Origin of the sequence: Methylophilus sp. DW102 (assembly GCF_037076555.1) — a bacterium.
Classification (GTDB): Bacteria; Pseudomonadota; Gammaproteobacteria; order Burkholderiales; family Methylophilaceae; genus Methylophilus; species Methylophilus glucosoxydans.
Genome location: NZ_AP029023.1, coordinates 2,139,409 through 2,161,813, shown reverse-complemented (window position 1 = coordinate 2,161,813; position 22,405 = coordinate 2,139,409). Strand labels below are relative to the sequence as shown.

The 22,405-nt window shown below is 52.4% G+C and carries 23 protein-coding genes and 1 pseudogene; 18 read left to right on the top strand and 6 right to left on the bottom strand.

Translation table 11 applies throughout. From position 1 onward, the window contains the following. The first annotated feature begins 4 nt into the window (after positions 1 to 4). Both AACH41_RS10130 and AACH41_RS10125 read left to right on the top strand, forming a co-directional pair. Positions 5 to 616 carry an L-threonylcarbamoyladenylate synthase gene (locus AACH41_RS10130; RefSeq protein ID WP_338654891.1) on the top strand — a complete coding sequence of 204 codons (612 nt, stop codon included), beginning with the start codon at positions 5 to 7 and terminating at the stop codon, positions 614 to 616. Positions 617 to 637: 21 nt separating this feature from the next. After that, the gene (locus AACH41_RS10125; RefSeq protein ID WP_338654889.1) at positions 638 to 1,279 is read left to right on the top strand and encodes a site-2 protease family protein; all 642 of its coding nucleotides are present in this window, start codon (positions 638 to 640) and stop codon (positions 1,277 to 1,279) included. A gap of 191 nt (positions 1,280 to 1,470) precedes the next feature. On the opposite strand, the gene AACH41_RS10120 is transcribed toward AACH41_RS10125, so the two are convergent. Continuing rightward, positions 1,471 to 5,139: a DUF748 domain-containing protein gene (locus tag AACH41_RS10120; protein WP_338654887.1), complete on the bottom strand. Its 3,669-nt coding sequence runs from the start codon at positions 5,137 to 5,139 to the stop codon at positions 1,471 to 1,473. 165 nt (positions 5,140 to 5,304) lie between these two features. Between AACH41_RS10120 and AACH41_RS10115 the strand changes: the two genes are divergently transcribed. Together AACH41_RS10115 and AACH41_RS10110 are read left to right on the top strand one after the other, a co-directional pair. Next, a complete protein-coding gene (locus tag AACH41_RS10115) occupies positions 5,305 to 6,165 on the top strand; it encodes a transporter associated domain-containing protein (RefSeq protein ID WP_338654886.1) in 861 nt (286 codons plus the stop codon). Between the two features lie 92 nt (positions 6,166 to 6,257). Continuing rightward, the gene (locus AACH41_RS10110; protein WP_313986496.1) at positions 6,258 to 6,671 is read left to right on the top strand and encodes a hypothetical protein; all 414 of its coding nucleotides are present in this window, start codon (positions 6,258 to 6,260) and stop codon (positions 6,669 to 6,671) included. A 79-nt stretch (positions 6,672 to 6,750) separates the two neighbouring features. Here the strand turns inward: AACH41_RS10110 and mscL are convergent, their stop codons facing one another. Further along, the gene (gene mscL, locus AACH41_RS10105; RefSeq protein ID WP_338654880.1) at positions 6,751 to 7,170 is read right to left on the bottom strand and encodes a large conductance mechanosensitive channel protein MscL; all 420 of its coding nucleotides are present in this window, start codon (positions 7,168 to 7,170) and stop codon (positions 6,751 to 6,753) included. Positions 7,171 to 7,514: 344 nt separating this feature from the next. On the opposite strand from mscL, the gene panC reads away from it, so the two are divergent. The 6 genes and pseudogenes from panC to AACH41_RS10075 all read left to right on the top strand — a co-directional run. Further along, entirely contained in the window at positions 7,515 to 8,369 is an 855-nt protein-coding gene (gene panC / locus AACH41_RS10100; protein WP_338654879.1) for a pantoate--beta-alanine ligase, read from the top strand. Positions 8,370 to 8,475: 106 nt separating this feature from the next. After that, entirely contained in the window at positions 8,476 to 8,856 is a 381-nt protein-coding gene (gene panD, locus AACH41_RS10095) for an aspartate 1-decarboxylase (protein WP_194748281.1), read from the top strand. A 14-nt stretch (positions 8,857 to 8,870) separates the two neighbouring features. After that, positions 8,871 to 9,242 carry a ribosome silencing factor gene (gene rsfS / locus AACH41_RS10090; RefSeq protein WP_275355952.1) on the top strand — a complete coding sequence of 124 codons (372 nt, stop codon included), beginning with the start codon at positions 8,871 to 8,873 and terminating at the stop codon, positions 9,240 to 9,242. A 31-nt stretch (positions 9,243 to 9,273) separates the two neighbouring features. Next, on the top strand, positions 9,274 to 9,741 hold the full coding sequence (gene rlmH / locus AACH41_RS10085; RefSeq protein ID WP_338654876.1) for a 23S rRNA (pseudouridine(1915)-N(3))-methyltransferase RlmH: 468 nt from the start codon (positions 9,274 to 9,276) through the stop codon (positions 9,739 to 9,741). A 2-nt stretch (positions 9,742 to 9,743) separates the two neighbouring features. Then, complete coding sequence (locus tag AACH41_RS10080) at positions 9,744 to 11,177, top strand: deoxyribodipyrimidine photo-lyase (RefSeq protein WP_338654875.1); 1,434 nt, start codon at positions 9,744 to 9,746, stop codon at positions 11,175 to 11,177. A 245-nt stretch (positions 11,178 to 11,422) separates the two neighbouring features. Further along, positions 11,423 to 12,148, top strand: a pseudogene (locus AACH41_RS10075) (VacJ family lipoprotein); the annotation flags it as partial. Between the two features lie 432 nt (positions 12,149 to 12,580). Here AACH41_RS10075 and pmbA read toward each other — a convergent pair. Next, positions 12,581 to 13,903 (bottom strand): metalloprotease PmbA, encoded by a 1,323-nt coding sequence (gene pmbA / locus AACH41_RS10070; RefSeq protein WP_338657600.1) that lies wholly within the window; start codon positions 13,901 to 13,903, stop codon positions 12,581 to 12,583. A 73-nt stretch (positions 13,904 to 13,976) separates the two neighbouring features. Here pmbA and yjgA point away from each other — a divergent pair, with 73 nt between their 5' ends. Next, positions 13,977 to 14,537, top strand: coding sequence for a ribosome biogenesis factor YjgA (gene yjgA / locus AACH41_RS10065; protein ID WP_275355949.1), 561 nt, complete (start codon positions 13,977 to 13,979; stop codon positions 14,535 to 14,537). A gap of 69 nt (positions 14,538 to 14,606) precedes the next feature. Next, positions 14,607 to 14,861: a sulfurtransferase TusA family protein gene (locus AACH41_RS10060; protein WP_194748274.1), complete on the top strand. Its 255-nt coding sequence runs from the start codon at positions 14,607 to 14,609 to the stop codon at positions 14,859 to 14,861. A 70-nt stretch (positions 14,862 to 14,931) separates the two neighbouring features. On the opposite strand, the gene AACH41_RS10055 is transcribed toward AACH41_RS10060, so the two are convergent. Together AACH41_RS10055 and AACH41_RS10050 are read right to left on the bottom strand one after the other, a co-directional pair. Beyond that, complete coding sequence (locus AACH41_RS10055) at positions 14,932 to 16,911, bottom strand: site-specific recombinase (RefSeq protein WP_338654872.1); 1,980 nt, start codon at positions 16,909 to 16,911, stop codon at positions 14,932 to 14,934. Positions 16,912 to 16,962: 51 nt separating this feature from the next. Then, positions 16,963 to 17,688, bottom strand: a complete 726-nt coding sequence (locus AACH41_RS10050) for a PDZ domain-containing protein (RefSeq protein WP_194748272.1) — start codon at positions 17,686 to 17,688, stop codon at positions 16,963 to 16,965. A gap of 150 nt (positions 17,689 to 17,838) precedes the next feature. Between AACH41_RS10050 and mog the strand changes: the two genes are divergently transcribed. Genes mog through AACH41_RS10025 form a run of 5 tightly spaced genes read left to right on the top strand, consistent with a single transcriptional unit; the run spans position 17,839 to position 20,751 of the window. Then, positions 17,839 to 18,444 (top strand): molybdopterin adenylyltransferase, encoded by a 606-nt coding sequence (mog, locus tag AACH41_RS10045; RefSeq protein WP_275355943.1) that lies wholly within the window; start codon positions 17,839 to 17,841, stop codon positions 18,442 to 18,444. A 26-nt stretch (positions 18,445 to 18,470) separates the two neighbouring features. Beyond that, the gene (locus AACH41_RS10040) at positions 18,471 to 18,827 is read left to right on the top strand and encodes a hypothetical protein (RefSeq protein WP_194748270.1); all 357 of its coding nucleotides are present in this window, start codon (positions 18,471 to 18,473) and stop codon (positions 18,825 to 18,827) included. Further along, positions 18,820 to 19,764 carry a thiamine-phosphate kinase gene (gene thiL / locus AACH41_RS10035; protein WP_338654868.1) on the top strand — a complete coding sequence of 315 codons (945 nt, stop codon included), beginning with the start codon at positions 18,820 to 18,822 and terminating at the stop codon, positions 19,762 to 19,764. Before AACH41_RS10040 ends, thiL begins: the two co-directional genes overlap by 8 nt. Continuing rightward, positions 19,754 to 20,251: a phosphatidylglycerophosphatase A gene (locus tag AACH41_RS10030; protein WP_313986959.1), complete on the top strand. Its 498-nt coding sequence runs from the start codon at positions 19,754 to 19,756 to the stop codon at positions 20,249 to 20,251. The genes thiL and AACH41_RS10030 overlap by 11 nt, the downstream gene beginning before the upstream one ends. Next, positions 20,251 to 20,751, top strand: coding sequence for a CinA family protein (locus tag AACH41_RS10025; RefSeq protein ID WP_338654866.1), 501 nt, complete (start codon positions 20,251 to 20,253; stop codon positions 20,749 to 20,751). The genes AACH41_RS10030 and AACH41_RS10025 overlap by 1 nt, the downstream gene beginning before the upstream one ends. 4 nt (positions 20,752 to 20,755) lie before the next feature. Here AACH41_RS10025 and AACH41_RS10020 read toward each other — a convergent pair whose 3' ends face one another. Then, positions 20,756 to 21,118, bottom strand: coding sequence for a hypothetical protein (locus AACH41_RS10020; RefSeq protein ID WP_194748267.1), 363 nt, complete (start codon positions 21,116 to 21,118; stop codon positions 20,756 to 20,758). Positions 21,119 to 21,364: 246 nt separating this feature from the next. On the opposite strand from AACH41_RS10020, the gene recA reads away from it, so the two are divergent. Continuing rightward, the gene (gene recA, locus AACH41_RS10015) at positions 21,365 to 22,393 is read left to right on the top strand and encodes a recombinase RecA (RefSeq protein ID WP_275355935.1); all 1,029 of its coding nucleotides are present in this window, start codon (positions 21,365 to 21,367) and stop codon (positions 22,391 to 22,393) included. Positions 22,394 to 22,405 lie beyond the last annotated feature (12 nt).

Below are 22,405 nucleotides of genomic sequence, written 5' to 3'. Positions count from 1 at the left end.
CTTGATGGCCCAGTTCTTTATTATTCATGCGCAAAACCCGCAGGCGCGGTTGATTCAACAAGCGGTACAGCTGTTGAAGCAGGGCGGTATTCTGGCTTGTCCGACTGACTCCAGTTACGCCTTGGTGTGCCTGATGGAGTTCAAGGACGCGCAAACACGCATCCGCCGGTTGCGTGGTGTGGATGATGATCACCCCTTTACGCTGATCTGCCGTGACTTGGCCGAGATTGGCACCTATGCCAAAGTGAACAATAGCCAGTTTCGGCTACTGAAAGCCTTGACCCCTGGCGCTTATACCTTTTTGCTTGAGGCTAGCAGAGAGGTGCCGCGCCGCCTGCATCACCCCAAACGTAGCACCATCGGTTTGCGCGTGCCCAAGCATATTGTCACGCAAACCTTGCTGGAAGCGCTGGATTCGCCCATGCTGAGCATGACCTTGCAATTACCCGGTGACGAGGCGCCCCTCTCGGTCGGATGGGAGATTCGGGAAGCGCTGGAACACCAGATTGATGCGGTGATTGACAGTGATATCGTGCACGTGGGGCCCACCACGGTGCTGGATTTGACCGAAGATCCGCCGTCGCTGGTCCGGGCAGGTGTCGCACCCTGGCCTTAATGTTGTCTGAAAGCTATTTGCATGGAAGAACTGACCGTCGTACAAAAAATTGCTGCCTACGCACTGCCTATCCTGTTTGCGATTACAGTGCATGAAGCTGCCCATGGTTACGCCGCCAAATATTTTGGCGACTTGACCGCCGAGCGCATGGGCAGGATTACGCTTAATCCCTTCAAACATATTGACCCTATTGGCACCATTTTATTGCCTGCCATCAGCATTATATTTGGCGGTATCCTGTTTGGCTGGGCAAAACCGGTGCCCGTGAATTTTGGCCAGTTACGCCGTCCCAAGCAGGATATGCTATGGGTGGCCCTAGCCGGCCCCGCGTCCAATTTTGTCATGGCATTGCTTTGGGGCTTGGTGTTGGCGAGAGTGGGACAATTTCCAGACGCTGCCCAGGCATATGTGTCGCAAATGAGTCTTGCGGGCGTACAAATTAATCTGGTTTTGCTGGTGCTTAACCTGTTTCCACTGCCACCACTGGACGGTGGCCGCATTGCGGTGAGCTTGTTGCCCATGTCCGTGGCCATCAAATTTGCCCAGCTTGAGCGTTACGGCATGCTGATACTGATTGCACTCCTGTTTACCGGTATTTTGGGGATAGTGCTGTCGCCGGTACTGCGCTTTTTTCAGCATTTGCTCACTGTGCTGGTGTTCTAACAGCGAGCCCAGCTTGGTTGATTCGTTGCGGCTTGAGTCCTGTCTCTGCCTTTCAAGTCCGAGTTAAAGCAGGTTTTGATCATTAATCTTTGCTATATTTTTAAGCCACTGAGGACTCAGAGGGCACAATAGCCAAATCGACTCGCTTTGGGAGTAAATTCAACGTTTCAGCCGTCATGACACCGCTCACATTAATGCTTGATCGCCTCTAGCGTTAGCTTGGTTGGTACCAAAGCGCGCTCTGCTTTTGCGGCGACTGGCGGTGCGAGGGCGATGCGATCCTGGCTCAGGCCCGCGGCCAGCAATTGCTGCTGAATTGCGTTTGCTCTTGATTTGGCTAAGGCCTGTAAGTCCGCTTCTGAAACCGGGATACTGGTCGTCAAGGTCTCTTGTGCCTGTTCATAAAATCCGGACGGTGTTTTTTCCAGCTTTGAAGCAAGCCGCTTTAGCAGGCCTTTGTTGGTTAAGCGGTCATGCAAGGCCTTGAGCGCAGATTGCACCTTGGGGTTGTTGAGGTCTATCGGTCCCGGTGTCTGGTCTGCCTTCAGGACGATGCCCATTTCCGCAGCCACTTGCTTACGCAGGCTGCTTTCCTGCAGGGCGCGCGTATCTGCAGCGATATCGTAAGCCGGCACCACCCCCAACTTCAATTGCTGGCGTTTGTTAAGCGCGCTGCTCACTGCCTGCAGTTTTTCCTGCTCAGGCGGGGATAAAGCCGCCGTACCGGGATCAAACACGATGGCCTCCAGCTTTTCACTGCTGCCAAACAGCTTGCCCAAGGCGCTAAATGGCGCTGTTACGATTTTGGTCAGGATATTGGTAAAGGCTTTCCAGACAATCCCGCCAACGCTGAACTTGGGGTCATCCAGGCTGCCAGTGACTGGCAGGTCGAGGTCAATGACGCCATTGCTGTCTTCAAGAATGGCAATCGCCAGATCCAGGGGCAGGTTGGCGGCATCCTTGCTGTCTACGCGCTCGCCCAAGGTCAGTTTGTGGATGACGAATTTGTTTTCTCCAGCCAGCTTGCGCTGCTTGATCTTGTATTCGAGATCGACAGACAGCTTGCCTGAGGTGATCTTGCGCCCGGCAAATTTGCCGGAATAGGGGGTTAGCCGGTTCATTTCCAGATTAGTGAACGCCAGTTTAAGGTCGGTAAATTCGCCGGTGTTAAATGGCTGCAAGCTGCCACGGATGCGGGCAGCGCCATAGTCATCCACCTTGCCATCCATCTCCACCTGAGCTGTAGAGGCAGGATTGCTCGAAATGCCGTTAATTACTCCGCCCAGATTGTTAATATGCGTGCCAAACGGTTGCGGCAATGACAAATCGGCAAAGTCCAGTTCGGCATTGTTGATTCGCACACTGTCTATATTGACCGGAAAATCACTCTGTTTACTTGCGTTTGCCACCGTGGGTGCTGCGCTTGTACTGGTCGATGTTGTTGCATTGCTTGCAGGCGGGTGGTCAGAAGCGGGCGCAGTACGCATGAGCTTGCTTACGTTCAGGCTGCGATCGGCAGCAATCATAAACTTGGTCTGCGGTTGGTTCACACTCAAGGTGTCGATTTGCAATTTGTTCGGTGCCACTGATAGCGATACACCGTCTGCCTGTAAGGTTTGCCAGCGCAAGAATGGTTGCTGGCTTTCTTCCTCAATAATCGAGAGCTGGTTGACGGTGAAGCCGCCATCAAAGCGGGTTGAGCCTTGCGTGGATTGTTGTAACCTGCCTTCTAAACCGACTGCGCCATCTTCCAGTTTGAGTAAGGCGACTTGTGCTAGGTAGGGCGCAAAGGGTTTTAAAGATAACTGACTGAGCTGTGTTTGCAGGTCTGCTTTAAACGGGGCCGCCGCGATCTTGCCTTGCAGGTTCAATTGACCGCCTTGTTTGACCTTGAAACCAGCCTTGACCGGAAGCCAGCGTGTCAGATTCTGGGTCAAGTCAGTCAGCGAGAGTTGACCATCGGTCACATCCAGGATCATGGGGCTTGAGGTCGATTGATCCTCAATATGCACCTCAGCCTGCTGCAAGGCTAGCTGTTTGAGACTATAGGTCCATGCAGTTTTCTGCGTTGTCGCGGTGGGTGAAGTCGCCGTGTTCTTGGGGGCTGCTGCCGGGGGTGTTGCGAGCAGGGTTTGCCAGTTCAAGCGCTGGTCGGCCTGGCGAATCACCGAGGTTTTCAGACCGCTTAACTGGATCGCCGCGACCTCGGCTTTTTGTTGCGCCAGTGCCAGATGTACTTTGCCTACCGATAGCTTGCCGAGTTGTGCCAGCGTTTGTTTATCTGATTGCAGCGCGAGTTGGCTGGCATCCAGTTGCATGTTACTGAGCGTCAGGTCTTCAGCATGATCCAAGGCCAATTGCAGATTCATGTCGCCTACCGTTGCCTGCAGCGGTTTGACGAACTGGTGGCTGGTATAGGTCAGGTGCCAGTGCGCGAGGGCTAATTCGTCAATGCTCAAATGGAACGGCTTGCTTTCAGTTGTTTGAGCTGTTTGCTCGGCTGTGGGTTGGGTGGTTGACGTATTTTTTGCGACGGTTGGTTCGAAGCTCTGTTGCCAATCCAGCAAGCCAGAGGCAAGTTGCGTGGCAGATAATTGTCCCTGATTAAGATGGACTAGCCCGATCTTCGCACGACGGTCAGCCAGGTTGAAACTGGTGTGTTCCAGCGCCAGTTCGGGCAGGCTGAGCAAGGTTTGCTGGCCATGCTGTACCTGCGCCTGTTGCAGATGAACATCCAGATTTTCAAACTGAAGCTGTGCTTGTTTATCCAGCGTGAAACTGAGACTGGGCAGTGACAGCTGGCTGCTGGCCATTGAGACGACCGCTTGCGGCTTTTGTAGCTTGAGCTGATTCAGGGTCATGTCGATACCATGACCCTGCAGGCTGAGTTGCGCAGCAGGGAGTAGCGTCAGCTGTTTGGTGGTAACCGTGAATGAGGCCCAGGTAAGTTTGTCCGCTGGCGCCATTGTCGCCCCCAAGTCCTCAATGCGTAGCTGGACATCACTGAGCTGCAGTTTTGGTTGTTGCTGATGCATGGAAAATGCATAGTTCAACTGACCAGAAAAAGCGCCGGTCTCAACTTTAACGGGCAGCGCCGCTGTGTTGACCCACTGCATCACCTTGGCAATTTGTAACGCCTCAATCGCCAGTTGCCCTTGCGATGCGAGGGGATTGACGCCGAAATTACCTTTCCACTTCACGGTGCCGCCCTGATAGGGCAGTTTTGCCGCGATCAGGTAGTCGCCGCGGTCTTGGGGCAGGGTAGAAAAGCCTTCCAGTTCAAAATCCAGCGGCTTGAGGGAGGCGCGCAAAGGCTGGTCGTGCTGTGCATCCAGGTATTCAATATTGCCCTGGCTCAGGATGATTTTTTCAATGATGACTCGGGGCAGGTCCTGATCTGGCGGCGAGGGATTTTCATTGAGTTTGGCGATCAGGTCTGCCCAGTTGAGTTTACCTTGTTTGGAGACCATGACATTCACATGCGGGCCTGTCAACTGGATCTGCTTGAGCTTCCATGCCCATTTAAACAGCCCGCTGGCGTCAAGATCGACTACCAGTCGGTCAAACGCAGCCAGGGGCGCGCCTTGCTGATCAGTCAGTGAGAGTTTTTCGATGGTGGTGGTCAGGCTGAAGGGGTCAAACGTGACCTTGTCGACGCTAGCTTTGCTGGCCAGCTGTGTTTCGGCAACCCAGGGCAACAGCCATTTGGCCAGCGGGTTCACAGCCAGCCAGGCAAACAGCAGGTAAAAAACCACCAGTCCGGCGACGATCCTCAACGGTACTGATAATGCGATTTGCGCCAGTCGGCCCGAATGAGACAGGCGAAAACGAGAAGAATAGGAACGCAAGCGATTGAGCATAGGCGATAATTTAGCAGAATTTAAATGTTTATAGCGTGATCGCGACTGGCCTGGGCAAATCTTGCGCCAAATCAGAGGGCTGGTGAGGTGAAGGTGACATGGTCATCTGTTTTCATGTATGCTTAAGTCATCTCGTTATACAGGATGCTGTTTTCAGCAGTAAATATGGCTTCGGAGCCGGATAAGTTATCTCATAAACCCTCTCTTTTAGAACGATTAAGTCATTTTCTGCTGCGTGAGCCAGAAGATCGAGAGCAGCTTGTTGAATTGCTGCATGGCGCTTATGAAAACCACCTGATGGATGGCGATTCACTGGCCATGATCGAAGGTGTTTTGCAAGTCAGTGAAATGCAAGTGCGCGACATCATGATTCCGCGTTCGCAAATGGATGTGATTGATATCGCTCAACCGCCAGACAGTTTCCTGCCGTTTGTGATTGAAACGGCACACTCCCGCTTCCCCGTGATTGAAGACAACAAGAATGATGTGATCGGCATCCTGCTGGCCAAAGACCTGCTTCGTTACTATGCAAATGAGTCTTTTGAACTGCGCGACATGTTGCGTCCGGCCGTGTTTATCCCCGAATCCAAGCGCCTGAATGTATTGCTCAAGGAGTTTCGCAGCAACCGCAATCATATTGCCATTGTGGTGGATGAGTACGGCGGTGTGGCGGGCATGGTGACCATTGAAGACGTGCTGGAGCAGATTGTTGGGGATATTGAAGACGAATATGATGACGACGAAGGCGAGGGCAATATTATCCAGCAGGCGCCGGGTAAATACCGTGTCAAAGCCTTGACTGAAATCCCTGAGTTTAATGAAGCCATTGGCACCACGTTTAGTGACGAAGAGTTTTCAACCGTGGGTGGGCTGGTGGTCAACCATTTTGGTCATTTGCCCAAGCGCGGCGAGCATATCCGCATTCAAAATCTGAGTGTGACCGTGGTGCATGCTGACAGCCGTCGTGTACATGTGTTATTGATAGAGCTATTGCCAGAAGAAGCCTATCCTATTGAGTCGGTCTAGGCCACAGCGCCGCCGCCAGCCTATGCGTAGCGGCTGCAAATGGAACCTAATGATCGTTTTGATTGCCTGAGTGTTTGAACATAAGGAGAGTGATGATGAGAGCACAAACTTGGTTGCACGGGGTGTTGGCAGTTGGATTGTTATCAGTGAGCAGTGCATTATGGGCAGGGGCGACGCCAGGGATCGCTACGACGGGAGCGATTCCAGAAGACGAGCAGGCCTTTGTGGATAAAGTCGGCAAGATGAGCCGGGCCGAATTGATTGCATTGCTGGGCGAACCTGCCCGCGCAGAAGATGTGAAACTCAAGGACAGTGGACGGGTGGTTGCCTCCATCTGGCATTATCACAACATCAACAAGGATGCGAAGGGGGCTTACTACCCAACGACCGAGCTGGATATTGTGGAAGACCAGGTCAGCGTGGTGGTGTTTTTGAATAATGATGGGTCTGACGCCAGCAGTGGTCAAACCTACGAAGTGCCCAATCCCAATCCGGCAGGCATTTAATTCTTTATTGCGGGATCAAAAACAAAGGGCGCTCAGGCGCCCTTTGTTTTTTAACCCCGATAAACCCTGATTTAATTGATTATTTTTTCAGGCTATCACGGATTTCGCGCAGTAGCACAATATCTTCCGGGGTCGGCGCAGGTACGGCAGGGGCCGGTTCATCCGCGGTTTTCAGGCGGTTCATGAATTTCACCATCTGGAAAATAATAAATGCCAGGATAATAAAGTTGAGCACGATAGTCAGAAAGTTGCCGTAGGCCAGCACTGCACCCAGTTTTTTGGCTTCTGCCAATGCCAGGTCAGCCGATTGGCCGTTAAGGGGCACATACAAATTGCTAAAATCAAAGCCGCCAAAAATCTTGCCGACCACGGGCATGATGACATCATCTACCAGTGAGGCCACAATTTTGCCAAAGGCCCCACCAATAATGACACCGACTGCCAGGTCCATGACATTGCCTTTAAGGGCGAACTGCTTGAATTCTGAAATGACGCTCATGACTTCTCCCACCATTGTTATTAAAGATTAAGATTGTAAGGGGCACTTTTATAAATTCAAGTCGCAAAGCAAGACGAGGTGCGATTAAAAAAGGAGATCCAGTCTCTGGTTGCGAGGGCAGGAAATTTATTTATAAACAACACCGTATGATGACGTTAGTGGTTTCAAGAGGCCCTGCGTGAAACGCAGGCTCGCAAACTGAGTTTATAGAAGTGCCCTAAAGCGACTATAGGCAATGAGGGATGTGCTTGTCAATGCTTGGGTTAAACGCCAGGTGATGGGCCGCTGGTGCGAGAGGCCTGTGATATATTGCCGGAATTGTGTTTTTGTTGGATGAATGATTGATGCAAGTGTGTCACAGTGTGCGCGAGTTACGCGCCTTTTTAGCCCGTCATCCGCAAGCAAAGGTGGGCTTTGTCCCGACGATGGGCAATTTGCATGCAGGACATTGCCAATTAGTGACGCAGGCCAAGCAGCTCGCGGAGATTGTGGTGGTGAGTATCTTTGTCAATCCCTTGCAGTTTGGGGTGAACGAAGATTTTGGTAGCTACCCGCGTACCTTGGCGGCAGACTGTGAACAGTTGGAAGCGGTAGGGGCGGACGTGGTATTTGCGCCTACCGTCACTGAAATGTACCCGGATTTTGATGGGCAGGATTTGCGGCAAGCCGTTGTGATACAACCGCCCGCACTGGTCAATGAATTATGCGGGGCCAGCCGGCCCGGGCATTTTGTCGGCGTGGCAACGGTGGTCGCCAAGCTGTTTAATATGGTTCAGCCGCAGGTGGCCGTGTTCGGCAAAAAAGATTACCAGCAATTGATGGTGATCCGCGCGCTGGTGCGGCAACTCAATTTTAACGTCGAGATTGTGGCGGGCGAGACTGTGCGCGAGCCTTCTGGCCTGGCCATGAGTTCTCGCAATGGCTATCTTTCTGCCACAGAAAAAACACAGGCAGCGCAACTTTATCAGCAACTGCAGCGCATTAAACAGGCGTTGCTGGCAGGCCAGCGGGATTATGCAAGCTTGTGTGCACAGGCGGTGGCTGGGTTAAACCAGCAAGGCTGGCAGGTCGATTATGTAGACGTTCGCAGGCAAACAGACCTGACCTTGCCCGATGCGAGTGACCAGGCCTGGGTGATTCTGGCGGCTGCCAAGCTTGGTGGTACGCGCCTGATTGATAATTGCGAAGTAAGTCTGTAGACCAAATGCGCCACTTCTAACCATAAATTTATTTTGCGCTAAGCCCTTGATAACTTTATAATTACGTCCTTTTCCGCGCGAGCGGGTGTTCGAGTTAAGGAACGCAATGCAAAGAACCATGTTGAAATCAAAGCTGCATCGGGTACGTGTGACGCATAGCGAGTTGCACTATGAAGGCAGCTGTGCGATTGATGAGGCCTTGCTGGAAGCGGCCAATATTCATGAGTATGAGCAAATCCAGATTTACAACATCAACAATGGTGAGCGTTTTACCACCTATGCGATTCGTGCCGAGCGCCATTCCGGCGTGATCTCTGTCAATGGCGCGGCTGCCCACAAAGCCGATCCTGACGACTTGATTATCATTGCCAGCTATTCGCAATATACAGAAGCTGAGCTGGCAAACTACCATCCACAACTGGTTTATGTCGATGCGCAGAACCGCATCGTCCAACAGAAAAACCACATTCCAGCGCAAGCTGCCTGAATTTGAAACCCTCTATGCAACCAAATACTTCATTAATGTCTCTTGAAGACATGAAACTGGCCGTTGTTGACGCGCTGGAAGACATCAAAGCCTTTGATATCACCGTGATGGACGTGCGCGACATGACCGCCATGACCAGTTACATGATTGTCGCCAGCGGTAATTCCACCCGCCAATGCAAAGCCATTGCGGACAATGTGCGCGAAAAGCTCAAAGAAAAAGGCATGGATGCGCGTGGCATTGAAGGCGAAAAAGAAGGCGAATGGGTGCTGGTCGACTTGGGCGACATTGTCGTGCATGTGATGGTGCCTGCCACACGTGCCTATTACAATATCGAGCAGCTGTGGAGCGAATCACAGTCGCGCCGCGCCGCCTCGGCCGCCTGATTCTGACACAAGGTCATTCTTTTTATCCCGCATGAAACTCAATATCATCTCGGTCGGCCACAAAATGCCCGACTGGGTGGAGTCTGCCTGCGCGGAATACCTTAAGCGCATGCCGCGCGAACTTGAGACGCGCATCATTGAAATCAAACCTGACAAGCGCGCTTCGGGCAAAAACAGTGAAGTGGTCCAAGAAGCGGAAGCCAGGCGCATTCTCGAGGTGGCCGGTAAAGACTATCTGGTGGCACTGGATGAGCGTGGGCAGGCTGTCACCACCTTGCAACTGGCAGATAAACTCAAATCCTGGCAGGAAATGGGGCGTGATGTGGCTTTGGTCATAGGCGGCGCTGACGGCTTGCATCCGCAACTGAAAACTCAGGCGCAATGGTTGTTTAGTCTATCCAAGCTCACGATGCCGCATGGCATGGTCAGAGTGATGCTGACCGAGCAACTTTATCGTGCGCATACGGTTCTAAGCAATCATCCTTACCACCGAGAATAAGAATGTCCAATGCCCTGGTCTGGCTGCGTCGCGATTTGCGCGACCATGATCATGCTGCCCTCTACCACGCACTCAAACAACATGCGCAAGTCTATCTCGCATTTGTTTTTGATACTGAAATCCTGGATGCCCTGACCGATAAAGTCGATCGCCGGGTCGAGTTTATCTGGGAGAGCGTACGTGAACTCAAGCAGGCGCTGCAAGCAAGAGGTGCGGATCTGATTGTGTTGCATGGCGCTGCCAGAGAAGAGATTCCTGCCTTGGCAGCACGCCTGAAAGTCTCTGCCGTCTATGTAAATCGTGATTATGAGCCCACCGCGATTGCGCGTGATGAGGCCGTCAGACAATCCCTGGCGGCTTTAGGTCAGTCACTGTTTTTGTTTAAAGATCAGGTCTTGTTTGAACAAGACGAGATCCTGACACAGGCTGGTAAGCCGTATGGTGTTTTTACGCCCTACAAGAATGCCCACCTGGCAAAACTCAGCCCTTTTTATCTGCAAGCGTATCCAACTGACAAGTATCTCGGTCAACTGGCGCCACTGCCGCCGCAAGCGATGCCCACTTTGACCTCACTGGGGTTTGAGGAGACTAATCTGAAAGCCATGCGTTTGCCGACCGGAATGGCTGGTGCGCAGCAGCTGTTTGATGACTTTCTGCAGCGGATCAGCCAATATCACGATGCGCGTAATTATCCTGCCATCAAGGGCGTGTCTTACCTGTCTGTACATTTGCGTTTCGGCACCATTTCAATCCGCCAATTGGCGCGTGCGGCCTGGCAATTGACGCAGACTGGCAATGAAGGCGCGGCCATCTGGCTCAATGAACTTATCTGGCGCGATTTTTATTTCCAGGTTTTGTATCATCGGCCAGACTTGCAGCAGGGCGCGGCTTTCAAGGCTGAATATGAAGGGCTGGCTTTCCCCAATCATCAGCCCTGGTTTGAAGCATGGTGCGCTGGCCAAACCGGTTTCCCGATTGTGGATGCGGCCATGCGGCAGTTGAACCAGACCGGCTATATGCATAACCGGTTACGCATGATTGTCGCCAGTTTTCTGGTCAAGGATTTGCTCATCGACTGGCGTTGGGGCGAGCAATATTTCGCGCAAAAGCTGATCGATTTTGATTTTGCTGCCAACAATGGTGGCTGGCAGTGGGCGGCCTCCACCGGTTGCGATGCGCAACCGTATTTCAGGATCTTCAATCCACAGTCGCAATCTGAAAAGTTTGATCCGCAAGGCAAATTTATCCGCAAATATGTGCCAGAATTGGCACACCTGAATGATGATCAAATTCATGCGCCATGGGCAGCGAAATATCACAAGCAAAGCTTATTTAATCAAGGCGTTGCATTGAATTATCCTCGGCCTGTTGTAGATCACGCAATACAGCGGGAACAGGCGTTGCGCCTATACAAAAATAATGTGAAGCCCAAATGACATTTGAGGTAGAATGAAGAACATTTTAATCGGGATTGGGGCGGAGTCTGGATCAAGGCAAAACACAGCCAAGTGGTGGCTGTATCTCAGATATCTTTGTCAAACGCGCTTTAGTTTTTAAAAAGTGATTCCGTTAAGAATAAGCATTGCTTGGTGATTAAATGCTATTGCAAGATAAAAAACATGCAGTGTTGGGGATACAAAAAATTTAATACGCCTGAACAGCTTCTGAAATAATGACGAATATGAAAAAATTAAGAGCGATAGTACTGATTGCAACACTGGCAAGTGTGTCTGGCTGTGCAACAACCAATAAGGATCCGCTTGAAGGCCTCAACCGTGGCATCTACAAATTTAATGATGTTGCGGATCGCTATGCGATGAAGCCGGTGGCAAAAGCCTACAAAGCCATCGCCCCTTCGCCGGTACGTACTGGCATCAGCAACTTCTTTAGTAACCTGGGCACCTTGACCACGGTGGTCAACGATCTGTTGCAATTGAAGTTTGCCCAGGCATTCAGTGATGCAGGTCGCTTTGTGATCAATACCACTTTTGGGGTGGTTGGCTTGATTGATGTGGCCAGTATGGACAACATTCCCAAACACCAGGAAGATTTTGGTCAAACCTTGGGCTATTGGGGTATGGGGTCGGGTGCCTATCTGGTGCTGCCAATTTTGGGGCCAAGTACGGTGCGGGATGCCAGCGGGTTGGCGATTGATACCGTGACTTCTGACCCGATTCAATATTTGCACAATATTGGCCAGGTTCGTACTTATTATCAGGTGCGTGCGGTGCAGTTGCTGGATAAGCGTACACAATTGCTTGATGCGACTGATCTCGTCGATAATGCGTCGATTGATCCTTATGCCTTCATGCGTGATGCTTATTTGCAGCGCCGTGCCAGCTTGATTCAGGATGGCTTGGTGCCTCAGGAATTGCTGCAAGACGAGTTTGAGCCCGCTGACGAAGATGTGCCGGCCAAACCAGCGGCGTCTTCCTCTAACAATGGCGAAACCGTATTGCTGCAGTCAGTGACCTCTGTGGATCAGGCTGAACCCGGCAATATGGCTGCGGTCGTCGTGTCTGAGAGTCAAGCCGTAGAATCAATCGCTGCAACGACATTGGATGAGGTGGATGCCTTAGCTTTTGAGGCAACTGCGCAACCTGAAGAGGTTTTGCCGCCATTACTCGAGCAAACGAGCGAAACTGGCGACGAAATGCCTGTGGTTGAAAAAGAGGCGGCAGAGGTCGTGGCTGCCATAGATGAGACGCTGATGGCATTACCGGCTGAGACTGCACCACAGTAATCCTGTCTGGAAATATAAAAAAGGCTTTGCATTTGCAAAGCCTTTTTTATTGGTGACAACTTGTTTACTGATGGTAATTGGGATGAGCGAACAAGTTTATTCGGATGAGGCGACGGTCATGCGCTCTATCAAGATCGAGCCCGTCAGTTTGGAACTGTTGGGAATGATGTCATTACCAATGGCGACGATACTTTTCAGCATGTCTTTCATGTTGCTGGCGATGGTGATTTCTTCGACCGGGTGCACAATGACGCCGTTCTCGACCCAATAGCCAGACGCGCCGCGTGAGTAGTCGCCAGTGACCATATTCAGGCCGTGCCCCAGTAACTCTGTCACCAGCAGCCCCGTGCCCAGTGTTTGCAACAGCTGTTCAAAGGACTGACCAGTGGATCGGACCAGAATATTGTGCGCGCCACCGGCATTGCCTGTCGTTTTGAGCCCCAGCTTGCGGGCGGAGTAGCTGCCCAATAAATAGCCTTGCAGGACGCCATTTTCAACCAGTGTTCTGGTTTGGCAAGCGACGCCTTCACTATCAAAGGCACTACTGGCCGCCCCTTTGAGCAGAAATGGATGATCTTCAATCTGTAACAGCGGGCTGGCGATGGTTTGGCCCAGGCTATCAAGCAGGAAAGAGGATTTTCGATACAAGTTGCCACCAGAAATGGCACTCATGAGGGTACCAATCAGGCCACTGGCCAGCGGTGCTTCAAACAGTACCGGGTATTGCCCGGTTTTGATCGGGCGCGCACCCAGTCGTCTGGCGGTGCGTTCACCAGCGACCTGGCCCACCTGTTCAGGGCTGGCCAGGTCTAGTGCATCGCGTGCACTGCTATACCAGTAGTCGCGTTGCATCAGGCCATCGGCCTCGGCAATCACCGAGCAACTGATACTATGACGTGAACTGGCATAGCCCCCGATAAAACCGTGACTGTTGGCATAGGCGAAGGCGCCGCTTTGCGTATAGACACTGGCTCCCTCGCTGTTACTGATTCTGTGATCTACTGCCAGTGCCGCGCTTTCGCAACGTTTGGCCAGCGCCAGCGCTGCATCGACATCGACTTGCCAGGGATGATGCAGAGACAGGTCAGGAAACGAGGTTGCCATCAAGTCAGCGTCAGCCAGACCACAGAAGGGGTCCAGCGCGGTATACTTGGCGATATTGCAGGCCGCTTCGACCGTATCACGCAAGGCTTGCGGACTCAGGTCTGAGGTGCTGGCATAGCCTTTTTGCTGACCAAAATAGACCGTGACCGAGCAGCCCTTATCGCGGTTATACTCAATATTTTCAGTCTCGCCCTGGCGCACAGACACACTCTGACCCATGCCAAAACTGACTTCGGTTTCGGCGCTGCTGGCACCGGCTGTTTGCGTCAAACGAATAATGTCTTGCGCGATTTGTTGTAGTTGGTCTGCTTGCATGCTGGCTTGCTTGTTTTTAGCTTGGCGGTTAAAGCTGTTATCATACCGTGATTTGGCAGAGATTGCTTTTAACATGACATCTGAAACCTTTGATGATTCCCAACCCAGTAAAACCCGCCTCAAGGCTGAGGCGGATGCCGCGCAGGACATTGGCCGACAACTGGTGGCGCTCCCCAAGGATAAACTGAAAAAACTGGCGCTGGAAGAATCCCTGATGGATGCGATTGCCGAAGCCAAGCGCATTACCTCGAATGGTGCCATCCGTCGTCAAATGCAGTATATCGGGCGCCTGATGCGTGAAACAGATTTGGCCCCGATTGTTGAGCAGTTGCAAAAGTGGGAAGGCAAGCATCAGGAAGAAAATGCCCGCTTTCACCAAATGGAACGGTGGCGGTCACGCTTGCTCGAAGACAGCAAGGCCATCGAATTATTTATTGCTGAATATCCGCAGACCCCTGTGCAGCAAATGCGTACCTTGATCCGTAATGCGAATAAGGAGCATGCTGCCGGCAAGCCGCCTAAAAGCAGCCGCGAATTATTTAAAATAATCCGCGAATTGATGGAAGGTGTGGCGGTAGAGGATGACTTGCAGGCGATAGCGGGTACTGAGGAGGACGAGTTGGATGAAGATTGAACGTGATTGGCGGTCGCCAACACAGCTTGATCATGCTGACATAAGCAGCTTTTGAAAAGGGGGACAAGTATGCACACCACACCAATAGATATCGAACTCGACCTGATGGGCCTGGACAGTCCGTTGCCCATGCTGAAAACCATCGAAAAACTGGAGGAGTTGTTGCCCGGTCAGGTGTTGTCCGTGAAAACGACCTCTGCGGGCAGCGAACAGAATATCCGCAACGTGATTAATCATCACCCGGTCAAGTTGTTGTCTGTGCACAAAGAAGGCGGTGTCTTTCACTTTTTAATCCAGAAAGAAACCACTCTGGCGGCTGACTAGTCACTGAGCGGGTGGCCTTGGGCTCCGGGCTTCGGCTGACCCGCTCCAACACACGGCGCGCGCCGTGTGTTTAATGATCTGTATTGGTTTTCTTAGGGGGTAACAAGAACTTGCCTGGCTGGCGATACAGTGCACTTAACAATTCCAGCCAAAAAGCCTTCCAGTGGCGATAGCGCACTTTTCGTGACTTCATTGCAACGTAGATTGCCAGGCCGAAACTGGTAATGAGGTTGATGGTGCCGACCAGGGCAATGCCCAAAATGGTGGTGCCCACAATGTATTGGCTGACCTGAAAATCAAGCGCCGGGAACGAGTAACCGGCAAAAGCCGCAACAAAGGTCACGTGACGGATGTCGAGCGGCAATCCCAGCATGACCCCCAGCCCTGAGGCAAATCCCAACAGGCAACCAAAGTAAAAATTCCCCGCCAGTGCGCCCAGATTATGACGAATATAGTCGGTAATGCGCCCCAGACGTTCTTTGCCCAGCAAGGACTGCAACCAGCCCAAATGTTGCAGGCGTTCTGGAATCCGGTTGTAGGCGGCCAGGTTGTCGTGGTAGCCGGCAATCAGACCTGACAAAAACAAACATACCCCGGCGACTGCCGCATAAAGTGCGGTCAGGCTGATCAGCGGGTTATTGTTGTCCAGCAGGCTATGTGCTTTTTCGCTGCCAATAAAGTGATGGCCAGTGCTTTGCATAAACAGCCAGTCAATCAGTATGGCCACCGGAATCACCACCACCACGTTGCCTAAAATCGCAATCGTCTGGCTGCTCGTGGTTTGTGCCACAATATTGATCAGATTGTGTATGTTTTTACTGTCATGGCCATGGTCATCTATGGTTGAAGCAATGGTCGCAGCGGTCATCGCCGGCTGCTTGGTGGCCACCGTGAAGTGCAACAGGTGAATGATGACAAAGCCCAGGCCATAATTGAGGCTAAACAAAATGGCCTCGGTCAGCGGTGGCAGATGATAGCTGGCAATCATGATTTTAAACATCGCCATAAAGGCAATGATGAGGCCCGCGCCCATTGCCGAGCCCATGAGCTTGAAATATTCACCGCGATGTTGCGCTATGTAATGCTCGCCGGTATGGCTGGCATTTTCAGTGACGCGCAAGGCCAGCAATTCCGTATTTTGGCGCCAGTAATCCGACAGGTTGTTTTTCTTGCATTCGGCATCCACCAGCTGTTTCAGCAAGCTGGTGATTGCTTGGCTCACATCATGCTTGAGAATGAGCCCATGCAGAATGTCTACCACCAGTTGCATGCGCTGAATCTGTTGCAAAATTCTTTGCATCAGCGCCGTCAGCGAGATGCTGGTGCCGGTTTTGGCATTCGCCTTGCGGATTTCATAGGTCAGTTGCTCGCAACGCTTGAGCACACTGTAGAGATGTTGCACATCTTCAGCCTGGATGCTGCCCAGCGCCAAAAACTTTTGAATTTCAATATTTTGCGTGATAAAGGGCGAGCTGTTTGATTCGAGATCCTCATGCTGCAAAATCAGCTCGGGATCCAAGCCAGATGCAGAGAGCCTGAAAGACAGCACTTGCAGGGCATCCTTGAGCTCCTGGATGCAGTTTTGCTGCAATTGCCAGTCGCCTCGGCTGATGTCCAATGTCTGCATAAAGTCTCGCCAGACCTGGTCGGGCATGCCGGTGACCCAGTCAGCATCATCGTTTTGATGAAAAATCTGGCCAAAGATATCCTTGAGATATTTAGGGTCCGGTACGTCTGGCAGGATTTTATGCGAAAGCCGACGATAAATTTCGGTAAAAAAGCCGAGGTCTGATTGAATGCCGTGGTCTGAATACAGCGATATCACGCTCTTTTCGTTGAGCAGTCTCAGTACGCTGTTGCGCAATAACAAGGCAAACTGTGGATGCTGTTGTAGCAGGAAGCACAAGGCCTGCAAGGCATTGCTCGCACTTTCAATATCCGAAGAGTCCTTAGGACGGATATTGTCGAACAACGCTCGAATAAACTGAATATCGTCAATATCACCGGCCGCTTCGCGTGCGGCCTGGTGGTCAAAAATCGGTTGAAACATGTAAAGCGCTTTCTTGGATGCTTGATTTGGCAAGGATAACACGCCAAACGTTTAGAGCTGGGCCTCTAGCGAGAGGGGTTCACTTTGACGTTCCATCTCTAACTTAACCGCTTTGCCGCGGTATTTGCGCACGAGGGTGGAGAGCGTGGCTGCATCTTCTACTTTTTCCTGGTTGATGCTGAGTAGCTGATCGCCACGTTGCAGGCCTGCTTTTTCGGCAGACGAGCCATGAATCACGGCAATCACGCGCACGCCGGGGGTAGGCAGGCGTTCACTCTCACCACCAGATTGTTTTTGCACCAGTTTGATCACATGGATGCCTAGTAAAGGAGGCGGCAGTTTTGCCCAGAAACTTGCGTAATAACGATATTTGCCCGGGCTGGCAGCCATGTCTTTTTCCGTCAGAGACTGACCTTTTTTCACGGCTTCCTTGATCATCTCCATCTTGGAGGCTGGCGAAGTGTTGCCCGCTTTTTTCACATAGACCAGAATGCTATCGGCTTGGAGGCTGCGGCCATGTTCTAGTGCCAGTTCTGGCGGGACTTCCCCCGCTTCAAAACTGCTAAAGCCCATCAAGTCATAGCCATCTTCGAGCATTCTGATGTTGTCGTCATCCCGGCGCACGCCACTGAGCAACTGCGGCTCAGGATTGGCTTGCAAGGAGTGCAGGTTCCCCTGGTTTTGTGCCTGGTAATGTGTGACGTAGGGGTTTTCTTCGGCAGAGACGCGTTGACTCGTGAGCATACAGGCGAGGGCCAAGCACATGGACAACCACATGAGCCCGCCTAGGATGAGCGGACGTTTTAAGGGGGGGGAATGCCTGCTTGCATGCGCTTGGTTCATCTCGTTCTCCATGATCGATTGTCACATTGTAATGTTATGATGTATTGGTACATTAACACAGACCAACTTCTGATAGACCACGTTATGCAACAACAATTCACGCGTGTTGGACTTGTTTCCATCAGTGATCGCGCTTCACAGGGCATTTATGAGGATAAGGGCATTCCATCGCTGACTGCGTGGTTGCAACAGGCGCTCACTTCGCCTTACCACGTCATCCCCCGGCTGATTGCCGATGAGCAGGCCACCATTGCCGAGACGCTCAGGCAATTGGTGGATGAAGAGGCCTGCCACCTGATTTTGACTACCGGTGGCACGGGTCCGGCCTTGCGCGATGTCACACCTGAAGCTACCTTATCGGTCGCTGATCGTGAGATGCCGGGCTTTGGCGAACAAATGCGCCAGATCAGTCTGAGGTTTGTGCCTACGGCGATTTTGTCGCGGCAAGTGGCGGTGATCCGCAAGCAATGCCTGATTATCAATTTGCCCGGGCAGCCAAAGTCTATTCAGGAAACGCTGGAAGGCCTCAAGGATGGCGAAGGTAAAACGGTAGTGCCGGGCATCTTTGCGGCGGTGCCATATTGCCTGGACTTGCTGGCAACCCCTGATGCGCCCATGCCTTATTTGGAAACAGATGCACGCGTGGTTCAGGCGTTCAGGCCCAAGTCGGCGCTCAAGCCCCAGGCTTGATCTCTTCATCTTCATTCAGGATACCCATGCGTTTTTCTCTGATTGCCAAAATCATCTTTATTGCCTGCTTGGCACTACTGACTTACCTGTTGCTGATAGAAATGGCGCCTGCCGAGCAGCGCTTTCCTTATCTGGACAAGATACAGCACATCGTCGCGTTTGGCGGTGTCACTTTTTGGGCAGGATTGGCCTATCCCGCCCGCCAACAATGGCTGATGCTCGGCTTGTTGATTTATGGAGGTCTCATGGAGGTGCTACAGGGGCTGCTCACCGTGACCCGTCAGCCCAGCGTCTATGACTGGCTGGCTGATAGCGTGGGTATCTTGCTGGCATGGGGCGTTGTCATCTTGTGTCTGCGCTGGTGGCAGCATCGCCGTGGCTGAATTTGATCTGATTGCCCAATATTTTACCAGGCAAGCAGCGGTTGATCTGGGGGTCGGGGATGACGCTGCGCTAGTTAGCGTGCGTCCAGGCTATCAATTGGCGGTTTCGGCCGATATGTCGGTTTCAGGCACGCATTTTTTTGCCGAGGCACAGCCCTTTGCCATTGGTTGGAAGTCCATGGCAGTGAATATCAGTGATATGGCGGCGATGGGGGCCGAGCCTAAATGGGCCACGCTGTCCATCGCATTGCCCGGGGTGGATCATCCGTGGTTACGCCAATTCAGTGACGGCCTGTTTGCCTGTGCGGATGCCTTTGAGGTTGCTTTGATCGGCGGCGATACCACCCGCGGCCCACTCAATATCGCCATTAACATCCTGGGTGAAGTGCCTCGTGGCCAGGCCTTGCAACGTAATGGTGCTAAGGCAGGCGAGGATATCTGGGTCAGTGGTTGTTTAGGGCAGGCGGCACTGTGGCTACAAAACCGTTTAGGGCATCTGCCTCTGCATGCCGATGATATTGCGATGCTCGCCACTGCCATGCATCATCCGCAACCAAGAGTGCGTCTGGGCTTGGCCTTGCGTGGCATGGCAAGCGCTGCACTCGATATTTCGGATGGTTTGCTGGCCGATTTGGACCATATTTTGCAGGCCTCCAGGGTTGGCGCTGAACTGGATTGGCGCGCGTTGCCGTTGCCACGACTGAAAACGCCAATAGACGAAGAGACAATGCAGAAAGCCGTGCTGGCAGGCGGGGATGATTATGAATTATGTTTTACTGCCGCTCCCCAGCACCGGGAGGCGCTGCTGGCCTTGTCGCAGCAATTTAATCTGCCGCTGAGTCGCATTGGTAAAACTACTGCCAGCCCCGGTTTAACCGTGCTGAACGGCAATGTGTCTCTGGATATTGCAAAGAAAGGATATCAGCATTTTGGCTAAGCATAGTCAGTCATCTTTACCGAGTTGGCGGCTGCTGTGGTCACACCCGCTGCATTGTCTGAGTTTGGGTCTGGGCACGGGTTTGTCACCCAAAGCACCGGGTACCGTGGGCACGCTGCTGGGCTTTCCCTTGTACTGGCTGTTGATGCATTTACCTTTAACCCAGCAATGGCTTGCTTTGGCCGCACTTTTCTTGCTGGGCGTCTGGTGCTGCGCGTTTACCGGACGTGCGCTCGGGGTCAGTGACCACGGTGCGATTGTCTGGGATGAAGTTGTGGCTATGGCTGCGGTTTTGGTCACGGTCCCCTCGGGGTTCGGCTGGGGAGCGGCTGCATTTGCACTGTTTCGACTGTTTGATATCTGGAAGCCGTTCCCGATCAGCTGGGTGGATCAGCGCGTGAAAGGCGGCCTGGGGGTCATGCTGGATGATGTGCTGGCCGCGTTCATGGCAATAGTGGTACTGCAATCGTTACAAGGGATAATGTAATGCCCACCATGCTGGAACTCAGTGCAAGCCTGGGGCAGGCCTTACAGGCCAGAGGGTGGCAATTGGCGCTTGCCGAGTCTTGTACTGGCGGCCTGATTGCACAATCGATGACGGCCGTTGCCGGAAGCTCAGCCTGGTTTGACCGCGGTTTTGTTACCTACAGCAACGCTGCCAAAACCGACATGTTGGGCGTCCCGGCTGAATTGATAGACGAACATGGAGCTGTCAGCGAAGCGGTGGCACAGGCCATGGCCGTCGGCGCGTTAGAACACAGTTTGGCCAATATCAGTGGTGCGGTAACTGGCATTGCCGGGCCGAGCGGTGGGTCTGCTTACAAGCCGGTGGGGATGGTATGTTTTGCCTGGGGCACCCGGCAACCGGGACCGCCTCATGTGCTGGTGCACACCCAGTATTTTACCGGCGATCGCCAGCAGATACGTGAACAGGCCGCCAGTTATCTATTGACGGCCCTGTTACGTAGCGTGACGTCAGAACTGTGATCAATTAATCGTCGTGGTGGTGATGGTGGTGGTGACCACGTCCCCATCCGCCACCATAGTAGTTGCGCGGGCCATAGTTGTAACCGCCGTAGCCACCATTGCCATAAGAGAACTGAATAAACCCGGGACCTGGTGGCGGTACTGGTGCGGAATAGGTCACTGCAGGGGGGCTGTAGTAGTAACGGCTTTGTGGATGTGGGTAAATGACCACTGGCGGCGGTGCATAAACTACGGCAGGCGGCGCGTAGTAAGCGGGTGGGTAAGGGTTGCCTACCACCACGCCCACCGACCAGTTATCTTGTGCTTGCGCGCTGACTGCCGCGATACTCGCCAGCGCCAACGTCAGAATCAGTTTAAAGACTTTCATAAATGCTCCTCTAGCGGAAAACAAATGCATGCTCCCTGATCTATTTAACGCAGTTGCCGGGCCGCGGTTGACAGCACCATTCACGCATGCAGCTACGCAATTGCCTCAGGCCAGAATGGCTAGGCATTTATTCATGGCAACGCCATTTCACTGATGGTCGATTTATGAAATAATTAGAGGTTATTGTTTGGATTATATCGCGTTTGTGCAAGCAACGCATTTTATCGCTAAAAGAAGGTAATCAGCATGGATGACAACAAAAGCAAAGCGCTCGCCGCCGCACTCTCTCAAATTGAAAAGCAGTTCGGCAAAGGTTCCATTATGCGCATGGGCGATGCTGATATCGGCGAAGACCTGCAAGTCGTTTCCACCGGTTCATTGGGTCTGGATATCGCACTCGGCGTAGGCGGATTGCCACGCGGCCGCATTGTGGAGATTTATGGCCCGGAGTCTTCCGGTAAAACCACCTTGACCCTGCAAGTGATTGCCGAAATGCAAAAATTAGGCGGCACCGCTGCTTTTATTGATGCGGAGCATGCGCTGGACCCGCAATACGCCTCTAAATTAGGCGTGAATGTCCCTGATTTGCTGATTTCGCAACCCGATACTGGCGAACAAGCCTTGGAAATTGCCGACATGCTGGTACGTTCCGGCTCAGTGGATATTGTAGTGGTCGACTCGGTGGCAGCGTTGACGCCACGCGCTGAGATTGAAGGTGAAATGGGCGACAGCCACATGGGCTTGCAGGCGCGCTTGATGTCACAAGCCTTGCGTAAACTCACCGGCAATATCAAACGTACCAATACGCTGGTTATCTTCATTAACCAGATTCGGATGAAAATTGGTGTCATGTTTGGCAACCCAGAAACGACCACCGGCGGTAACGCGCTTAAATTCTACGCCTCTGTGCGACTGGATATCCGCCGCACAGGCGCGATCAAGAAAGGTGACGAAGTCATTGGCTCCGAAACCAAAGTCAAAGTGATTAAAAACAAAGTCGCGCCACCATTTAAACAAGCCGAGTTTGACATTATGTATGGCGAAGGCATCTCGCGGTTGGGTGAGATTATTGAGTTGGGCGTCAATCTGAAAATGGTGGAAAAAGCTGGCGCATGGTTTAGCTATAACGGCGAAAAAATCGGCCAAGGCAAAGAAAATGCCAAAGAGTTCTTGCGTGAGCATCCAGAAATCGCAGCGGAAATTGAAGCGAAAATTCGCGCCAATGCCAAAGTGCTGGCGGATATTCTGCCTTCAGCACGCGGCGAGGATGATTAAGGTTTTTGCGAG